This window comes from Pseudomonas sp. MIACH, from assembly GCF_001269925.1.
In the GTDB taxonomy this organism is placed as follows: domain Bacteria; phylum Pseudomonadota; class Gammaproteobacteria; order Pseudomonadales; family Pseudomonadaceae; genus Aquipseudomonas.
Map to the genome: position 1 here is coordinate 158,516 of NZ_LHVO01000002.1, position 14,049 is coordinate 172,564.

Genomic DNA, 14,049 nt, shown 5'->3' on the forward strand with positions numbered 1-14,049 from the left:
GTCAGATCTTCTGGGCCAGGGACACGGTAAAGATGCCCCACTCATCCACACGCTGGGTGATCTTGCGAAAGCCCGCTGCTTCTACCAGTTGGTCCATTTCCGCCTGGCTGCGACGGCGCATCACCCAGGCCTGGCCCTGGCGATGGCTGGTCAGTGCGCGGGCGATCAGTTCCAGTTGCGGGTGCCACGGTTGGCCGGTGTATACGAGGTAACCGCCGGGCTCCACGGCTTCAGCCAGGCCGGCCAACGAACCACCGACCATGGCGTTATCGGCAAACAGTTCATACAGCCCGGACACCACCGCCAGCGTCGGCTTGGGTTGCAGTGCCGCCAAATCCAAGCGGTCAAACGCATCTCCTTTGACGAACTGCGCGATGTCTCCCAGGCCTTTCTCACGAATCAGCGCGCCACCGTCGCGCACGTTGATGTCGCTGTAGTCGCGCAGCAGGATCGATTCCGGCAGCGGCGACACGCCCTGCAAGGCTTCAAGAATGTAGCGCCCATGACCGGCAGCGATGTCGACGATGCGCACTTCGCGCTGTTCATCCCTCAGCTTGGCCATGGCCAGGCGCAGCAGTTCCTCGACGTTCAGCTTGCGCTGGCGAATACCGCGCCAGCCGATGGAGTTGAGGTAGTTGGTGTCGATCATGCGCCCCAGCCTGCCCTTGCCGGTGGGCGTGTTGCGGTACACGTAGTCCAGGGTGCTGCCGGAATCGAAGCCGGTGTCGAAGCCTAGCTTTACGCCGTCCGACAGGTTCTTGCCCAGGCCCATGCTGGCGCGGGTCAGGCGCCAGTACAGGTCGCGCAGGGAATTGCGTGGCAAGGGCGCTGCGAGGGATTCGGATTCGGCGCAGGTGGCGCCCAGTTTGTCGGCGTCCAGCAGGGATGCGCGGTCCAGCGGGTGGGCGAAGTTCTGCAGGATAAAACGCCTGGCGCTGTTCACGGCCACTGCGCGGTCACGTTCACCGAGGGTGTCGTGGAAAAAACCGGGGAGGATATGCAGTTCTTTTTTCAAGCTGCCAAGACGGTCGAAAAATTGCTGCTGGGGTTTGCGGTGCACCACAAAGTCGGAGCCTGAGATCAGCAATTGGGTCGGCACCTGGATCGCCTGGGCATCGGCGACAACCCGGTCGGCGGCTTCGTACAGGCCCAGCAGCACGTTTACCGAGATGGCCTTGGTGATCAGCGGGTCGCTGTCGTAGGACGCCACGCGCTCCGGGTCATGGCTGAGGAACTTGGCCTTGACGTAGCTGTTGACGAAAAAGTTGCCGCGAAATTTGCGCATGAGCGCCAGGCCCGGCCGGGCGAAGGGCACGTAGAGCTTGACCTTGAACGCCGGGGACGCGAGCACCAGGGCGCGGATTTTCGGCGCGTAGTCATGCACCCAGGTGGCTGCGATCACCGCGCCGACACTTTGGGCGATCACGGCACACTGTTCTTCCTCGATGCCATAGGTGGCACCGATATGGTCGCGGAAGGTCTGCACATCGCGGGCACTGGTAGCGAAGCTCGGGCTGTCGCCGCGTTCGCCAGGCGATTGGCCGTGGCCACGGGCGTCCCAGGCGAAGAAATCGAACTGCGGCAGGCCCAGTTCATCCACCAGGTGCGCGATACGGCCCGAGTGCTCATGGCCACGGTGAAACAGCAGGATCGCCTTGCGCGGTTCGCCGTCCGCAGGCGCGCTGGCCGGCCAATGACGGTAGAAAAGCTCGACGCCGTCATGGGTACTGAAGGTGTGCTCTTGCTGTTCGCGCATTGCAAAATCCTTATGCAGAAGGGGAGATGTGTTGTTCTTCTTTCAGGCCCTGGCGCACCCGGTTGACCAGGGTGTAGGCGAGCAGGGCGGCGACCAGCCACATCACCGTGTCGACCCAGCCGGCGCCGAGCCAGCCGAGCGCCACACCGGTGGCCAGCACGCCGAGGACGAACGCACGGTCACTCTTGCCCATCGGCCCGTCATAGCGCCGTGAGGCGCCGACCATCGGCCCCAGCACGCCAGCGTATTCACTGAACACCGCCAGCAGCGCCACCAGCAGCACCGGCACCAGGCTCACGCCGGGGATCAGCGCGAAGGGCAGGATCAGCGCACTGTCGGCAATCACGTCGCACAGTTCATTGAGGTAGGCGCCCAAACGCGACTGCTGGCCGAATTCCCGGGCGAGCATGCCGTCGATGGCGTTGAGGGCCATGCGCAGGATCATCCACAGCGGGATCAGCGCAAACAGCCACAGGTGTTGGGCGAAGCTGGCGATCAACAGGCCGACCAGCAGGGAAATGACCCCGGCCAGCACGGTGATCTGGTTGGCCGTGGTGCCATTGTCGTAGAGGCGCTGCACGAGTGGGCGCAGCAGGTTCTGGAACCGCGGTTTGAGCTGATAGATAGAAATCATGGGGGGGTGACGCTTCCTTGTCCGAGAGCCCGCGAAAAACTGCTTGGAGTGTGCCGATTATTCATGGCGTGCACCAGTGATGGCTCGTGTTTATGGGGGGTTAGTCACGATCTGGAAAGCACTGAGGGACAAATGTAGGAGGGGGCTTGCTCCCGATAGCGGTCTGTCAGTCGATGCAGGTGCTGGCTGATCAACCGCCATCGGGAGCAAGCCCTCTCCCACAGGAGATCTGTGTGCAGCTTAAAAACGCTGTTTAACGAACAAAAATTTCACGCCACGTGTTATATCGTAACGAATTGTGTACAGGCGGACGTGTTGGCATGCAAGTGGATCTAGAGGCGGACGGCGCTTCGGTTGAAGGCCTGCCGCGTTTTCAGCAGGGGCTGTTCCATGCCCGCCGATTGCGGCAAGCCGGTATCAGCCTGACGGTGCTGGCCGTTGTCGGTTGGGTGCTGGCGTTGTTTGTCGCGCTGTTTGCACCTGTGTCGATCTGGCCGGTGGTGTTGATCAACTGTGCATCGGCCCTGCTGGTGCTGGTGGCGGGGCTGCAGTCGGCGTGGTGGGTGGCCGATTGGCGTGCCCAGGCGCTGGAAGAGCCCGCGGTTGAGTTACCGGTTGAAGAAACGGGCCGTTACACCCGCCTTCTGGGGCACTTTGGCCGGCAGATCGGTGCGCCAGTGTTGTGGCTGGGCGGCTGGTCGCTGCTGGCGCTGGTCAGCATCCTCGAATTCTGGAACCTGGCCCTGCCCTCGGCGCCTGTGGGCCAAGCGGCCAGCGTGGGGGCGGCATTGGCGTTGGCGCTGGCGTTTGGCTTGCTGGTGTTCGAACGGCGCCTGGCTCAGGAAACCACGGCCCAGTGGCCGGAAGCCGCGCAACTGGCGCAATTGAGCCGGGTGGCGATTACCTGCCTGGTGGTCAGTGCCATTTGCCTGTTGTTTGCCGGGGCCGAGTCGGTCTGGCCGTTGCGCCTGGCGGTGCTGGTCGGGCTGTTGCCGGCGCTGGTAGCGCTGGAGTTTCTATTAAGAGGTGTGCTGTCGCTGTTCAGTCCGCGCCAGCCGCGCCTTGAACCACGCCTGATGGCGCAAAGCTTCATCGCCGGGTTGCTGCGCTGGCCGCCACAACCGCTGCTGGCGTTGCAGCACGAATTACACAACCGCTTCGGCATCGACCTGCGCCAGATCTGGGCGTTTACCTACATGCGCCGGGCGTTTTTGCCGGTGTTGCTGGTGGTGCTGGCGGTCGGCTGGGCGCTGACCGGCGTGCATGAAGTGCCCCTGCAAGGCCGTGGGATTTATGAACGCTTTGGCAAACCCGTCGAAGTGTTCGGCCCTGGCCTGCATGCAGGGTTGCCGTGGCCCTTGGGCCGTGTGTTAAGCATCGAGAACGGCGTGGTGCATGAGTTGGCCACCAGCGTCAGCGAGGTCGCCGCACCGGAGTTGGCGCCTGCCGAAGGCCCGGCACCGCTGATTGCCAATCGGCTGTGGGACGCCAGCCATGTGAATGACAAATCCCAGGTGATCGCCAGCAGCAGCGGCGATAAACAGAGCTTCCAGATCGTCAACATGGATGTGCGCTTCGTTTACCGCATTGGCCTCACCGACCAGGCCGCACTCGCCGCCACCTATAACAGTGCGGATGTGCCGACCCTGATCCGCAGCACCGCCAGCCGCATCCTGGTGCACGATTTTGCTTCGCGTACCCTCGACGAATTGCTCGGCGAACAACGTACCCGCCTGGCCGACGAAATCGGCCGCGCCGTGCAGGCGGATTTGCAGAAACTCGACAGCGGTGTGGAAATCCTCGCCACCGTCGTGGAAGCCATCCACCCACCGGCCGGCGCCGCCAATGCCTACCACGGCGTGCAAGCCGCGCAGATCGGCGCCCAGGCCCTGATCTCCCGCGAGCGCGGCGCCGCCAGCGAACACACCAACCAGGCCTTGCTGCAAGCCAGCACCGCCCGCGACCAGGCCTTGGCCACCGCGCGTGAAGTGAATGCCGGTGCCCAAGCGGCCGACCTGCGCTTTACCGCCGAACAAAAGGCCTACGCCACGGCCGGTCGGGCCTTTGTGCTGGAACAGTACCTGGGCCAACTCAGCCTGGGCCTGGCCCACGCCAAGCTGCTTATTCTGGATCACCGCCTGGGCGCCGAAGGTGCACCGACGATTGATCTGCGTTCTTTTACTTTGCCGGCCGACCCTTCGCTGCCGCGTAAAGCCGTTCAATAAGGAGTCTGTCTGTTGAGCGCTCATTCTCACGATCATGGTCACCACCACGGCCACCATCACCATCATCACGGTGATGAACAGGTGGCGGGGCCTTTCCCTTGGCGGCGTATGGCCTGGGCGGTGTTGCTGGTGCTGTTTGCGGTGGCGGCGGCGAGCCTGGTGCAGGTGCGCTCCGGCGAGGCCACGGTGATTACCCGCTTTGGCAACCCGTCGCGGGTGTTGCTGGAACCGGGCCTGGGCTGGCGCTGGCCGGCGCCGTTCGAAGCGGCGATCCCGGTGGACTTGCGCCTGCGCACCACCTCCAGCGGCTTGCAGGATGTGGGCACGCGTGACGGCCTGCGGATTATCGTGCAGGCCTATGTGGCGTGGCAGGTGCAGGGCGATGCCGACAATGTGCAGCGCTTTATGCGCGCCGTGCAGAACCAGCCGGATGAGGCGGCGCGGCAGATTCGCACCTTCGTCGGCTCTGCACTGGAAACCACGGCGGCCAGTTTTGACCTGTCGAGCTTGATCAACACCGACGCCAGCCAGGTGCGCATCGCCGATTTCGAGGCGCAGTTGCGCCAGCAGATTGATCAACAATTGCTCACCACCTATGGCGTACGAGTGGCGCAGGTGGGGATCGAGCGCCTGACGTTGCCGTCGGTCACGCTGACCGCCACCGTCGACCGCATGCGTGCCGAGCGTGAAACCATCGCCACCGAACGCACGGCCGTGGGCAAGCGCGAGGCCGCGCAGATTCGCTCCGCGGCGGAGCGTGACGCGCGGATCGTGCAGGCCGATGCGACGGTGAAAGCCGCCGACATCGAAGCCCAGTCACGGGTCGAAGCCGCGCAGATTTATGGACGTGCCTACGCCGGCAATCCGCAGCTGTATAACCTGCTGCGCTCCCTGGATACCCTGGGCACGGTCGTGACCCCTGGCACCAAAATCATCCTGCGCACCGACGCTGCGCCCTTTCGCGCGTTGGTGGACGGGCCCAAGGACGTTCAGCCATGACCGAGCGTGACAGCCCGGACAGCCCCTGGATCCAGGCCGGGCGCCTGACGTTCCTGGCGTTGTACGCGGTGACCGTGTTGGCCGCGTTGGCATGGGCGTTTTCCAACGTGCGGCAGATCGACCCGCAGAACCGCGCCGTGGTGCTGCACTTCGGCGCCCTCGACCGCATCCAGAATGCCGGGCTGCTGCTGGCCTGGCCGCAGCCGTTCGAGCAGGTGGTGTTATTGCCGGCGGCCGACCGGGTAATCGAGCGTCGGGTGGAGAACCTGTTGCGTTCCGATGCGGCGGTGCAGGCTGATCGCGTGGCCAGTTTCGCCACGCCCTTGAGCGACGCCCTGGCTGGCTCCGGCTATTTGCTGACCGGCGATGCCGGTGTGGTGCAACTGGATGTGCGGGTGTTCTACAAGGTCACCGAGCCCTACGCCTTTGTGTTGCAGGGCGCGCATGTGCTGCCGGCCCTGGATCGCCTGGTGACCCGCAGCGCCGTGGCCCTGACGGCGGCGCGCGATCTGGACACGATCCTGGTGGCGCGCCCCGAATTGATCGGTACCGACAACGGCGCCGCCGAGCGTCGCGAGCGGCTGCGGGGTGACTTGGTGCAAGGCATCAACAAGCGCCTGGCCGAGTTGGCCGCCACCGGTCTGGGGTTGGGCATCGAGGTGACGCGGGTCGATGTGCAATCGAGCCTGCCGGGCCCGGCGGTGAACGCATTCAACGCCGTACTCACCGCCAGTCAACAAGCCGACAAAGCCGTGGCAAACGCCCGGACCGAAGCGGAAAAACTCACCCAGACCGCCAACCAGCAGGCCGACCGCGTGGTGCAAGTTGCCCACGCCCAGGCCAGTGAGCGTCTGGCCAATGCCCAGGCGCAAACCGCCACGGTCGCCAGCCTGGCCCAGGTCAAAGACCCGGGCTTGCTGTTACGCCTGTACCGCGAGCGTATGCCGACGATTCTCGGCCAGGCCGGTTCGGTGACCACGGTCGATCCTAAAGACGACTCCCGCTTGATCATCCAGGGAGCCGAACAATGAGCGCGCCTATGCTGACCTCCGCCGAACAGCGCAGCGCTGCCCGGCAATTGACCCTGGCCATGCTCGCCCTGGGCTTGCTGATGCTGGGGCTGGTATGGCGCTGGCTGGCGCCGGACCAGACCGGCGTCAGTCAGTTGTTGCTCGGTGTGGCCTCGTTGCTGGTGGCGGTGCCGGTGATGCGCTCGGCCTGGTACAGCCTGCGTTTTCCCAGCCTGCATGGCATTACCGACCAACTTATCGCCCTGGCGATGCTCGGCGCCTGGGCGACCGGCGATCTGCTGACCGCCGCGCTGCTGCCGATCATCATGATCTTCGGCCACGTCTTGGAAGAGCGCAGCGTGATCGGCTCCCAGGAGGCGATTCATGCCCTGGGTAAACTGACCCGCAGCCATGCGCGGCGGGTGCAGGCCGACGGCAGCATCATCGAAGTGGATAACGGCACGCTGAGCACCGGCGATATCGTCGAGGTGCGTGCCGGTGATCGCGTGCCCGCCGATGGCGTGGTTCTGTCGGGCCAGGCGAGCCTGGACACGGCGCCGATCACCGGCGAGTCGGTGCCGTTGGAAGCCAGTGTGGGGGTGCAGGTGTTTGGCGGGGCGATCAACCTCGATGGCCTGTTGCGCCTGCAAGTGACGCGCACCGGCAATGAGTCGACCCTGGGCAAAGTCATAGCGCTGATGCAGAACGCCGAACGTTCCAAGCCGCCAATCACGCGGCTGCTGGAGCGTTACGCGGGCAGCTATATGGTGTTGGTGTTGCTGCTGGCGGCAGTGACCTGGTTTGTGACCAATGACGCCCAGGCGATGCTCGCGGTGCTGGTGGCGGCGTGCCCGTGCGCCCTGGTGCTGTCGGCACCGGCGACGGCGATTGCCGGGATCGCCGTGGCGGCCCGGCATGGGATCCTGATTCGCAGCTCGGCGTTCCTCGAAGAGTTGGCGGACCTGACCTCGCTGGTGGTCGACAAGACCGGCACCCTGACTTTTGGCACCCTGCGTTTGCAGTCCATCGAGACCTCGTCGACCGATCGCCAGGCGCTGCTCAACCTTGCGGCCAGCCTCGGTTCGGCCAGCAGCCACCCAGTCAGCCGTGCGTTGGCGGGGTTGGCGACTCAGGCGCAAATGCTGGCGCTCACGGATATCCGCGAGCGCCAGGGCCTGGGCGTCGTGGCACACACCGAGCAGGGCGAAGCGGCGTTGGGCCGTCCCGAGTTGTTCGAGCAATTGGGTATTGTCACGACGACGGTGCCGAACCATGACGGCCCGATTGCCGGGCTGGCCCTGAACGGGCAGTTTCTGGCCTGGCTGCTGCTGGCCGACAGCGTCAAGCCGGAAGCCCGCCAGGCCCTGCAAGAGTTGCGGGATTTGGGCCTGGGTCGCCAACTGCTGCTGACCGGCGACCGTCAAAGCGTGGCCGACAGCCTGGCGCTGGAGGTGGGCATCAGCGATGTCGAAGCCCAGGCGTTGCCGGAAGACAAGCTCAACCGCGTGCTGGGGGAAATCGGCAGCGGCTTCCGGCCCATGGTGGTCGGTGATGGGATCAACGATTCCCTGGCGCTCAAGGCTGGCGTGGTTGGCGTGGCCATGGGGGCGGGCGGGGCGGACATTGCCCTGGCCTCGGCGGATGTGGTGTTGATCGGCAGCGACCTGCGGCGCCTGGGCACTTGTGTGCGCTTGAGTCGCCAGTGCCGGCGTACGTTGCAGGTCAATGTGGTCATCGGTCTGGGCTGGACGTTGGCCATCGTGGTGTTTGCCGCCTTTGGCTGGCTGGGCGCTGCGGGGGCGATGATTGCGGCAGTGCTGCATAACCTCAGCACCTTGCTGGTACTGGGCAATGCCGGGCGTTTACTGCGGTTTCAGGAGCCGCTGTCGAAGCTTGAGGATTAATTTCAGAAATATTTGCACACGACTGTAACGCCGATAAGGGGTCTCACTCTAGTGCTGTGTCGAGACTGAGCACTCCGTTCAGACCGACGCCACTACCGATCATGAGGAATACGAGAATGAACATTAAATCCGCTGCTGCTGGTGCTGCCCTGGCGATGGCCGCCGCCACTATGTTTGCTGGTGTTGCGACCCAGGTACAAGCCGCAGATGCGCAAGTGCATTGCTACGGCGTGACGTCCTGCAAAGGCATGAACGACTGCAAAACCGCTGAAAACGCCTGCAAAGGCCAGGCGGTCTGCAAGGGCCACGGCTTCAAGGCCATGACCAAGGCCGCCTGTGACGCGGCGGGCGGCAAAGTCGGCGAATAACCGGCAAACGAGTGCAACCGCAGCGGCAGCCCCCGTCGCTGCGGACACTTTCCCCAGGAGTGAGTCATGTCCGCGTCCCTTCCAAGTCTGGGTTATGGCCTGGGTTTACGCAGTGAGTACTACCAGCAGATCCTCGAACAATCGCCGGCCGTGGATTGGTTCGAAGTGATCTCCGAGAACTATCTGGTGCAGGGCGGCAAAGCCTTGTACTACCTGGACGCGATAGCCGAGCGTTACCCCTTGGTGATGCACGGTGTGTCCCTGTCCATCGGCGGCCCCCACCCCGTCGACATGGACTACCTGAAACACATCAAGCAGCTCGCCGAGCGCATCCAGCCCGCGTGGATTTCCGATCACCTGTGCTGGAGCCGTGGCAGTGCGCACCAGTTACATGACCTGCTGCCCCTGCCTTACACCGAAGAAAGCCTCTGCTATGTGGCTGCTCGCGTTCGCCAAGTGCAGGATGTATTGCAGCGCCCGTTGGTGCTGGAAAATGTCTCCAGCTATGTGCGTTCCAAGGCGGATGAATTCACCGAATGGGAATTCCTCAATGCCCTGGCCCACTTGTCGGGCTGCCAGCTGCTGCTGGACGTTAACAACGTGTATGTCAGTGCGCGCAACCATGGCTTCGATGCCTGGACCTTCATCCGCAACCTGCCGCCCGACAGTATCCGCCAGCTGCATCTGGCCGGGCATATGGATTATGGCGACTACGTAGTCGATACCCACGACCACCCAGTGTGCGACCCGGTGTGGACGTTGTATCAACAGACCCTGGAGCATTTGGGGCCGGTCTCGACGCTGTTGGAGCGCGATGACCATTTCCCGCCGTTCGAAGAACTGCTCACCGAGCTGGAAAAGGCCCGGGAGTTGGGCGCCGCAGCCTTGGCCAGGAGGTCGTTATGCGCCTGACCGACTGGCAATTGGCCTTTGAGCAGCACTTGTCAGCGCAGACGCCGGATGCCAACAGTGGCTTTGCCGCGACTTTATTGGGCGGGCCGACGCTGGATGTAGACACCGGCCTGGCGATCTACCACAACGCTTATCTGGCACGGCTGCAGGAGGTGTTGCGGCATGACTTCAGCGCCATCCTGTATTGGCTGGGAGATGAGGAGTTTGCGCGGCTGACGCAAGCTTACTTGCGTCGTTATCCCTCGGCCCACTACAGCCTGCGCTGGCTGGGTGAGCGGTTTGCGGGGTTTATCCACGAGCATCTGGTGGCCGAGCAAAGTGCGCCGTTGGTTGAACTGGCCCAGTTGGAGTGGGCCTTCACCCTGGCGTTCGATGCACCCCAGGGTGAGCCGCTGACCCTCAACGATATGGCGGGCCTGCCGCCCGAGGATTGGCCCGGTTTGCAGGTCTGTCTGACACCGTCCGTCCAGCAGCGACTTTGCCACTTCAACAGCGTGGCCATCTGGCGTGCCAGCAAGGATGGCGCGGATTTCCCCGACAGCCACACCTTGGACCTCGCACAGATCTGCCTGGTATGGCGCGATCAGAATGTGTGCCGTTACCGCAGCCTGGAACCCGCAGAAGCCTTTGCATTGGCAGGCATGGTGACGACCGGTTGGACCTTCGCAGAACTGTGTGCGCAACTGGCAGTCACTTATGGAGAGGGTGCCCCGCTGCAAGCGGTTACGTGGCTGAAACAGTGGATCCAGGACGGTTTGCTCCAACGCCGAGCCCCATAGAAAAGCGCTATCAAATCGATAGCCTCCTACTTTTCTTGGGATGGTCTACCCTCATTCCAGACGTCTGAAACAAGGGGGGACTACTCATGCTCGCGCAACTTCCACCGGCCTTACAGAATCTTCAGCTGCCGCTGCGTCTTCGACTCTGGGATGGCCATGAATTCAACTTGGGCCCCGAGCCCAGTGTGACTATCGTGGTGAAGGACCCCACGGTCGTGCCCCAACTGACCCATCCCACACTCGACTCGTTGGGTGAAGCTTTCGTCGAAGGCAAACTGGAGCTGGAAGGCTCCATCAGCGAAGTGATCCGGGTCTGTGATGAGTTGAGTCATGCCTTGGTCGAGGACGACGGCGCGAGTCTGCCGGTGCGCTCGATCCACGACAAGGCCACCGACGCCGCGGCTATTTCCTACCATTACGACCTGTCCAACGAGTTCTACCAGCTATGGCTGGATCAGGACATGGCGTACTCCTGCGGGTATTTCGAAACCGGCAGCGAATCCATCGATCAGGCCCAGCAAGACAAATTCCGCCACCTGTGCCGCAAGTTGCGCTTGCAGCCAGGCGAGTACCTGCTCGACGTAGGCTGCGGCTGGGGCGGGCTGGCACGTTTCGCGGCGCGTGAGTTCGGGGTGAGAGTGTTTGGTATCACCCTGAGCAAGGAACAGCTGGCGTTGGCCAAGGAGCGAGTAAAAGCCGAGGGTCTGGAAGACCAGATCGACCTGCAACTGCTCGACTACCGCGATCTGCCCCAGGATGGTCGTTTCGACAAAGTGGTGAGCGTGGGCATGTTCGAACACGTCGGCCACGCCAACCTGGCGCAATACTGCAAGACCCTGTTTGGTGCCGTGCGCGAAGGCGGCCTGGTGATGAACCACGGCATTACCGCCAAGCACACCGACGGCCGTCCTGTGGGCCGTGGCGCTGGGGAGTTTATCGAGCGTTATGTATTCCCCAACGGCGAACTGCCGCATTTGGCGATGATGACTGCCGAGATCAGCGAAGTCGGGCTGGAAGTGGTCGACGTCGAAAGCCTGCGCCTGCATTACGCCCGCACCCTGGACCATTGGAGCGAGCGACTGGAAGACAATCTGGAAGCGGCGGCGAAGATGGTGCCGGCGCAGGCGTTGCGCATCTGGCGCTTGTACCTGGCCGGGTGTGCTTATGCGTTTGCCCGGGGCTGGATCAACCTGCACCAGATCCTCGCGGTGAAGCCTCACGCGGATGGCAGCCATGAACTGCCGTGGACGCGGGAAGACATCTATCGCTGAGCTGATGTTCCAGAAAGGTGGAGATCCAACTGTGGGAGGGAGCAAGCTCCCTCCCACATTTTTTTACCGCATTGGCCGTTAGAGAATCGGTGAGATCAAGCGCGCCACCCGCATGCCTAGTTGTTGCAGGCGGCGGGTCTCGCGGCTTTCTTCCTGGCTGACCTCGTGGGCCAGGGCGAAGTCGTCCAGCAGCATCTGTTCCACCTGCTTGGCGAAGGCTTCGTCGACCGTCAGCAACATCACTTCGAAATTCAGCCGGAACGAGCGGTTGTCCATGTTTGCGCTGCCGATGGCGCTGATCTCGCTGTCTACCAACACCACCTTCTGATGCAGAAAACCTGGCGTGTAGCGGAACACCCGGACACCGGCGCGCACCGCTTCGATCGCATACAGGCTGGACGCGGCATACACGATGCGGTGGTCGGGTCGCGATGGCAGCAGCAGGCGCACATCCACCCCGCGCAGGACCGCCAGGCGCAGGGCGGCGAAGACCGCTTCGTCGGGGATGAAATACGGGCTGGTGATCCATACGCGCTCGGTTGCCGCATGGATGGCCTCGACGAAAAACAGCGAACAGGTTTCATACGGATCGGCCGGGCCGCTGGCGAGCAATTGGCAGAGCACGCCGTCTTCGGGGTAGGCGTCCGGCAGAATCAGCGGCGGCAGCTCGCGCGCGGCCCAGAACCAGTCCTCGGCAAACGATTCCTGCAGGCAGGCCACTACCGGGCCGGTAACTTGCACATGGGTATCGCGCCACGGCGCCAGCGGCGGTTTTCTGCCCAGGTATTCATCGCCCACGTTGTGCCCACCGACGAACCCGGTGATACCGTCCACCACCACGATCTTGCGATGGTTGCGGAAGTTGACCTGGAAACGATTGAGCCAACCGCTGCGGGTGGCGAATGCCTTGACCTGCACCCCGGCGTCGCGCAGCGATTGCACGTAGCGATGGGGCAGGGCATGGCTGCCGATGCGGTCGTACAGTACGTAGATGCCCACGCCTTGAGCGGCTTTTTCCTTCAAAAGGCTCTGCAATTGGCGGCCGAGTTCATCGTCGTGAATGATGAAGAACTGAAACAGCACGGCGGTTTTTGCGTTGCGAATGGCCTCGAAGATCGCACCGAAGGTGGCCTCGCCATTGATCAGCAGGTGCACTTCATTGTTCGCCAGGCACGGCATGCGCCCCAGCTTGGGCATGGCACGCAACGAAGCGTAGGCGCTGGAGTTGCGTGCGGCGAGGGCTTCCTCGACCCAGGGGCGCCAGTTCAGCTCGGTGATGGCGGTGTGCATTTCCTGATTGGCCTGGCGACGGGCCTGGATGTACGCGTCGAAGGTGCTGCGGCCAAAAATCAGGTAGGGAATCAGCGTGAGATAGGGCATGAACATCAGCGACAGGGCCCAGGCGATCGAGCCTTGGGCGGTCCTGACGGTCAGCACCGCGTGGATCGCGGCGAGCGTCCCCAGAAAATGCAGCGTGGCGATGAAGTAGGCGAGCAGGTGCGGGCCAAAGAAATCCATGGACGACGGTACTCCAGGCAATCCAATGCCTAACAGACCATGAACGGCTGCGAATGTCGCTATTTTATTTGCCGTGCAACACTGGCACTTTTGCGGCGTCTAACGCCCACAATTGCCCAGGAGTTACCCGATGAATGCTCGTCTGCTTGGTTTGGCCATGGTTGTTGGTTTGTCGTTGCCGGTGGCAGCGCAGGCGCAGATGCTGGCGCCGGGCTTGTGGGAATTGACCACCAGCAACATGAAAGTCGATAACCAGGACCTGCCGGACCTGTCGCTGATCCTCGGTCAGCTCAAGCAACAGATGACCCCCGAACAGCGCGCCATGCTGGAAAAGCAAGGCATCACCATGGCCGGCAAAGGCGTGCAGGTGTGCCTCACCCCGGCACAAGTCGCCTCTGATTCAATCCCCCTGACGGACCCGCAATCGGGTTGCAAACAGGAAGTGACCGACAAGACCGGTAACCAGTGGAAATTCCGCTTCAGTTGCCCGAAAGCCCAGGGCACCGGCGTCGCTACCTTCCAGAGCCAGAAAGAATTCACCACCACCGTCAACGGCACCTTCAATGCCACCGGCGTTCAGCAGAAGGGCAGCCTGGACACCCACGCCCAATGGCTGGGCAACGATTGCGGTACGGTCAAGCCTCGCGCTTAACCTGTAGGAGCGAGCTCGCGC

Annotated in this window: 12 protein-coding genes; 9 read left to right on the forward strand and 3 right to left on the reverse strand. The window is 63.0% G+C overall.

Translation table 11 applies throughout. The features are described from left to right. Nucleotide 1: 1 nt before the first annotated feature. Entirely contained in the window at nt 2-1,756 is a 1,755-nt protein-coding gene (locus tag AD670_RS00755) for a bifunctional alpha/beta hydrolase/class I SAM-dependent methyltransferase (protein ID WP_053127481.1), read from the reverse strand. A gap of 10 nt (nt 1,757-1,766) precedes the next feature. Further along, complete coding sequence (locus AD670_RS00760; protein ID WP_053127483.1) at nt 1,767-2,390, reverse strand: CDP-alcohol phosphatidyltransferase family protein; 624 nt, start codon at nt 2,388-2,390, stop codon at nt 1,767-1,769. 320 nt (nt 2,391-2,710) lie between these two features. Between AD670_RS00760 and hflK (AD670_RS00765) the strand changes: the two genes are divergently transcribed. The 8 genes from hflK (AD670_RS00765) to cfaB all read left to right on the forward strand — a co-directional run bounded on the left by hflK (AD670_RS00765) (nt 2,711) and on the right by cfaB (nt 11,858). Further along, nucleotides 2,711-4,615 carry a protease modulator HflK gene (gene hflK, locus AD670_RS00765; protein WP_053127485.1) on the forward strand — a complete coding sequence of 635 codons (1,905 nt, stop codon included), beginning with the start codon at nt 2,711-2,713 and terminating at the stop codon, nt 4,613-4,615. Between the two features lie 9 nt (nt 4,616-4,624). Beyond that, nucleotides 4,625-5,614: a protease modulator HflC gene (gene hflC, locus AD670_RS00770; protein WP_172681433.1), complete on the forward strand. Its 990-nt coding sequence runs from the start codon at nt 4,625-4,627 to the stop codon at nt 5,612-5,614. Next, nucleotides 5,611-6,645: a protease modulator HflK gene (gene hflK, locus AD670_RS00775; RefSeq protein WP_053127489.1), complete on the forward strand. Its 1,035-nt coding sequence runs from the start codon at nt 5,611-5,613 to the stop codon at nt 6,643-6,645. Before hflC ends, hflK (AD670_RS00775) begins: the two co-directional genes overlap by 4 nt. Beyond that, complete coding sequence (locus AD670_RS00780) at nt 6,642-8,528, forward strand: cation-translocating P-type ATPase (protein ID WP_053127491.1); 1,887 nt, start codon at nt 6,642-6,644, stop codon at nt 8,526-8,528. The genes hflK (AD670_RS00775) and AD670_RS00780 overlap by 4 nt, the downstream gene beginning before the upstream one ends. A 116-nt stretch (nt 8,529-8,644) precedes the next feature. After that, on the forward strand, nt 8,645-8,896 hold the full coding sequence (locus AD670_RS00785; protein WP_053127493.1) for a hypothetical protein: 252 nt from the start codon (nt 8,645-8,647) through the stop codon (nt 8,894-8,896). A gap of 66 nt (nt 8,897-8,962) precedes the next feature. After that, on the forward strand, nt 8,963-9,808 hold the full coding sequence (locus tag AD670_RS00790) for a DUF692 domain-containing protein (RefSeq protein WP_053127495.1): 846 nt from the start codon (nt 8,963-8,965) through the stop codon (nt 9,806-9,808). Then, the gene (locus AD670_RS00795) at nt 9,799-10,587 is read left to right on the forward strand and encodes a DNA-binding domain-containing protein (protein WP_053127497.1); all 789 of its coding nucleotides are present in this window, start codon (nt 9,799-9,801) and stop codon (nt 10,585-10,587) included. Before AD670_RS00790 ends, AD670_RS00795 begins: the two co-directional genes overlap by 10 nt. 86 nt (nt 10,588-10,673) lie before the next feature. Further along, the gene (cfaB, locus tag AD670_RS00800; protein WP_053127499.1) at nt 10,674-11,858 is read left to right on the forward strand and encodes a C17 cyclopropane fatty acid synthase CfaB; all 1,185 of its coding nucleotides are present in this window, start codon (nt 10,674-10,676) and stop codon (nt 11,856-11,858) included. 78 nt (nt 11,859-11,936) lie between these two features. Here the strand turns inward: cfaB and cls are convergent, their stop codons facing one another. Further along, nucleotides 11,937-13,376, reverse strand: coding sequence for a cardiolipin synthase (gene cls, locus AD670_RS00805; RefSeq protein ID WP_053127501.1), 1,440 nt, complete (start codon nt 13,374-13,376; stop codon nt 11,937-11,939). A 130-nt stretch (nt 13,377-13,506) separates the two neighbouring features. On the opposite strand from cls, the gene AD670_RS00810 reads away from it, so the two are divergent. Then, nucleotides 13,507-14,028, forward strand: a complete 522-nt coding sequence (locus AD670_RS00810) for a DUF3617 domain-containing protein (protein WP_053127504.1) — start codon at nt 13,507-13,509, stop codon at nt 14,026-14,028. The last annotated feature ends 21 nt before the right edge of the window (nt 14,029-14,049 follow it).

What these genes read in the sequence shown, in the direction of transcription:
- AD670_RS00755 (WP_053127481.1), bottom strand. Translation starts at nt 1,756, where the DNA reads ATGCGCGAACAGCAAGAGCACACCTTCAGTACCCATGACGGCGTCGAG.
- AD670_RS00760 (WP_053127483.1), bottom strand. Translation starts at nt 2,390, where the DNA reads ATGATTTCTATCTATCAGCTCAAACCGCGGTTCCAGAACCTGCTGCGC.
- hflK (WP_053127485.1), top strand. Translation starts at nt 2,711, where the DNA reads ATGCAAGTGGATCTAGAGGCGGACGGCGCTTCGGTTGAAGGCCTGCCG.
- hflK (WP_053127489.1), top strand. Translation starts at nt 5,611, where the DNA reads ATGACCGAGCGTGACAGCCCGGACAGCCCCTGGATCCAGGCCGGGCGC.
- AD670_RS00780 (WP_053127491.1), top strand. Translation starts at nt 6,642, where the DNA reads ATGAGCGCGCCTATGCTGACCTCCGCCGAACAGCGCAGCGCTGCCCGG.
- AD670_RS00785 (WP_053127493.1), top strand. Translation starts at nt 8,645, where the DNA reads ATGAACATTAAATCCGCTGCTGCTGGTGCTGCCCTGGCGATGGCCGCC.
- AD670_RS00790 (WP_053127495.1), top strand. Translation starts at nt 8,963, where the DNA reads ATGTCCGCGTCCCTTCCAAGTCTGGGTTATGGCCTGGGTTTACGCAGT.
- AD670_RS00795 (WP_053127497.1), top strand. Translation starts at nt 9,799, where the DNA reads ATGCGCCTGACCGACTGGCAATTGGCCTTTGAGCAGCACTTGTCAGCG.
- cfaB (WP_053127499.1), top strand. Translation starts at nt 10,674, where the DNA reads ATGCTCGCGCAACTTCCACCGGCCTTACAGAATCTTCAGCTGCCGCTG.
- cls (WP_053127501.1), bottom strand. Translation starts at nt 13,376, where the DNA reads ATGGATTTCTTTGGCCCGCACCTGCTCGCCTACTTCATCGCCACGCTG.
- AD670_RS00810 (WP_053127504.1), top strand. Translation starts at nt 13,507, where the DNA reads ATGAATGCTCGTCTGCTTGGTTTGGCCATGGTTGTTGGTTTGTCGTTG.